Origin of the sequence: Streptomyces sp. NPDC096176 (genome assembly GCF_044763255.1) — a bacterium.
Taxonomy (GTDB): Bacteria; Actinomycetota; Actinomycetes; order Streptomycetales; family Streptomycetaceae; genus Streptomyces.
Map to the genome: position 1 here is coordinate 1 of NZ_JBIWFV010000035.1, position 3,588 is coordinate 3,588.

Sequence of the window (3,588 nt, forward strand, 5' to 3'; positions counted from 1 at the left end):
GGTCGAGAACCCGTCTACCAGGAGCTTCGTCGTTCCGTACAACCCAAGCCCACCAACGCCCCCGCACTGCAGTCAGGTTGGAAAGGGCTCACTGACACCGTGATCGGGTGTCACCTCGGCACCGTGACCGGAAGCGAACTCGGTGAGCAGCAGGGCGATGTCGTCAGCTCGGTACGAGGAGCCCCGGGCGTTGTGCAGAAGCCGGTCGGCGAGTTCGTCCGGTGAGTCCGCAGGGGCGTGGGCCAGGGATGCTCTCAGGCGGTCGATCCCTACCTTGATGTCGGTGCCGCGTTCCTCGACCAGTCCGTCGGTGTAGAGGGCGAGGACGGACCCTGGTGGGACGTCGATCCGGGTTGCTGGATAGGCGCTTGAGCGATCCACACCGAGGAGTGGGCCGATGTCCAGTTCAAGGGCGTTGGTCGTCGCGTCGGGACGGCGGAGCAGGGGTGGGGGGTGGCCGGCGGTGACGGCGTAGGCGTGGTGGCCGGGGGGTTCGAGGTGGATGTAGCAGCAGCTGGCCAGCAGCCCGGGGTCGAGGTCGGTGAGGGTGCGGTTGACGCCTCCCATCACATCGCCGGGCGTATGGCCTACCGCGGCGAAGGCCCGTACGGCGCTGCGCAGCTGGGCCATGGTGGCTGCGGCGGCGATGCTGTGCCCCTCCACGTCTCCGATGACAAGAGAGACCCCGCTACCGGTGGGGATGACGTCGTACCAGTCGCCGCCGATGTCCATTCCGCTGGTGCCGGGCAGATAGCGCGCGACGGTGCGGATACCCGGGACTACTGGCAGCCGGTGCGGCAGGAGCGCTTGCTGCAGGCCGCGCGCGAGGGCGAACTCGGAGTCGTAGAGCCGCGCTCTTTCGAGGGCCTGGGCGATCAGCCCGGCGAGTGCGGTGAGGACGCCGCGGTCCTTCTCCGTGAACCGGTGGACCTCGTCGAAGCCGAGGACGCAGGTGCCGACTGGGTGGCTGGAGGCGATCAGTGGCAGATACGCCCAGGAGCGTACGTCGCCCGTGGGGGTGCCCGGGTAGCCCTGGGAGAGGTCCTGTTGCGACTCGATGAAGAGCGGCGTGCCGGAGGTCAGGGTCTCCGTACCGGGCAGGCGCGCATGCAGCGGTACGCCCTCCAGCCAGTCGAGGAAGTCTTCGTGGTGGCCGGTGTGGAAGAGCAGATGCATTGTTCCGTCGCGGACTACGTAGATCGCCAGCTGCTGGCCTCCGAAGGCTGGTAGGAGCTGGTTGGAGATGACTTCGCAGACTTCGCGGGCGGTGACCGCCTCGGTCAGCGCGCTGCCCAGCTGCAGGACGTGGTACATGACGCCCAGGCGTGCCCGTGGGGAGCCGGTTGCTGTCCCGGCCGAGGAGGCTGATGGCGTTGAGGTCGAGGGTGAATTGCCGGACGGCACCACCCGGCCGGTTACTCCGTCTGCTTCCGGATGGAGGGAGAAGGCGAGCCACCGGTCGGGCGGTCGGCAGGCCAGGAAGGAGACTGGCGCCTGCGAGATCATCGCGGACCGGTGCCGGTACTCGACGTCGGGATCGGACAGCCACGGCAGCACGTCCGAGAGAAACTGCCCCAGCAACTCGTTGTTGCGCACGCCCAGCAGCTGCAGGGCGCTGTGGTTGGCGTAGGTGACCCGCCCGTCGGGGGCGAGGGAGAACACCCCGTCCCGCAGCCGTTCGACCGCGGCGACGGCCGCGCTGCCGGCCTGCGCGTCGACGACCGTGCCGACCAGGTGGGTGCGTGCCCCCGCGCTGCCGGCCTCCGGTGCGCGGCCCCACAGCTCAACCGTGCGGTACCCCTCGCCACCGTCCGTGCGATCCCGTATGCGCAGGCGCCGCGCTTTGATCCGGCCCTCGGCGGCTCCCGCGCGGGCGGCCGCTCGAAGGGCGGCGCGGTCGCCGGGGTGCAGGCAGGAAGCAAGCGTTTCGGCTCGTCCGTCGAAAGCGCGGGGGTCGAGACCGAAGATCGCGCAGAGCTCGTCGTCCACGGTGAAGGTGCCGGTGACGAGGTCCCAGTCGAACAGGCCGGCCCGCACGGCCGGTGCCGAGGGAGCCGGGGTCTCGACGGGAATCGTCTGCGGGTCGCACTCGAGGGGATCGCCGGTGCGGGCGCGGAGGTCGGAGAGGGAGGCGCCGAGCCGGTTGGCGATGGTCCGCACGCGGCGGCGCTGGGCCTTGGACAGCCCTTCGCTGTCGGGTGACGTCGCCCAGACGATCGCCAGCGCACCGAAGGTCTCCTCACCTGAGCCCACCGGCACGGAGCAGGAGCCGAAGGCGTACGGCAGAGCTACCGCGAGCTGGGGATATCGGCGCATCGTCTCGTCAGCGTCGGCCAGGTGGACCGTGCGCCCGGAGCTATAGGCCGCGGCGACCGGGATGGGGCTGTTCACCGGAATGAGATGCCAGCCACCGAGCGAAGAGGGTGGCACCCCGCACGTCGCGGCGAGCACGATCGACCGACGGTCACGGGAGCGGAGAAAGACGCTCCCGGCGTACCCGCCGGTTCCTTCGACGGCTTCGACGACGGCTGCAGCAAGCAGATCCTCACGCTCCGCCGTCCGGCCGACGATTATTTCGCTCATAGTTCCAGTGTGCGCAGGTCGGGCCCACCGGCCCAAGGCGGCAGCCCAGCGAGACGCATCGATCGCAGGGTCCGTCGCCGCGATCCGGCCATGGCTCCGCCCCGGATCCCCGAGACACCCGGGCAAGATCACGCAAACCGTCGACGGTACGGGCCACCCGTACGGTCCGGACACGGAGGACGGCAAAGACCCATAACTGACAGCACTGAGCGTCACCGGCGCTCATGATCACCCGGATTTCCTCGGACGGCGCTCATGATCCGCCGACAGCGCTCATCGAATCGCGGATCTTACATCAGCGGACTTGGGTGACCGGGCGGAACAGCAGGTTGCGGAGCAGTTCGGCGGTTTCGGCTTCCATGTCGACGCCGCCGAGGAGCTGTTCGTTGATCCGGGCGAGACGGGCGGCGGCCTCGGCGCAGAGCGTCGATGTCGCCGGCGGTGTGGTGGGCAAGGAAGATCTGGCGGTGCAGCATCTCGCTCTCCTCGGCGGCGAGCAGGCCGCGCTTGGCCACCCACAGGGCGCCGGGGATGTCGTCGGCTTCCCTACGGCGGGTGGACAGCTCGTACGCGACGTCCACGACCGCGGAGACCATCTCCTGGATGACCGGCTCGGCCCAGGCGTAGCGCTGGGGGTCGATGCCGGTGATGCACCCTTTCGAGGGTCAGCGTGGGAGCCTCGACCCACTGCTCCCTCATGCGGGAGCTGTCAGCATCCGGCAGTCGCATCGCGACCTTGCCGAAGAGGGGATGAAAGGCCTCCACGGTGTAGTTCAGCGTCCGCAGATTCCGTGACTGACACCGCCGACCTCCACGCGCTGCCCGCGGGCGCCGATGAAGTTCAGCTTCGGCAACGGGCCCAGCACGGGGAGCAGCGACGTGCTCACCGGTGAAAGAAAGACGTTGCTGGCAGTGAGCCTTTTCCAACCTCAGGCTGCCGCGTGATGTAGGACGAGGACGGCTTGGACGATCGCGGTGATGCGGTTGGTGCTGCAGCGGAGCTTC

2 protein-coding genes are annotated in these 3,588 nt (G+C 69.0%); both read right to left on the bottom strand.

Annotated elements, in window-relative coordinates:
- Window positions 1–72: 72 nt before the first annotated feature.
- A complete protein-coding gene (locus tag ACIQ7Q_RS34930) occupies window positions 73–2,583 on the bottom strand; it encodes a SpoIIE family protein phosphatase (RefSeq protein ID WP_403871501.1) in 2,511 nt (836 codons plus the stop codon).
- A 295-nt stretch (window positions 2,584–2,878) separates the two neighbouring features.
- Window positions 2,879–3,037, bottom strand: a complete 159-nt coding sequence (locus tag ACIQ7Q_RS34935) for a hypothetical protein (RefSeq protein ID WP_403871504.1) — start codon at window positions 3,035–3,037, stop codon at window positions 2,879–2,881.
- Window positions 3,038–3,588: the final 551 nt, after the last annotated feature.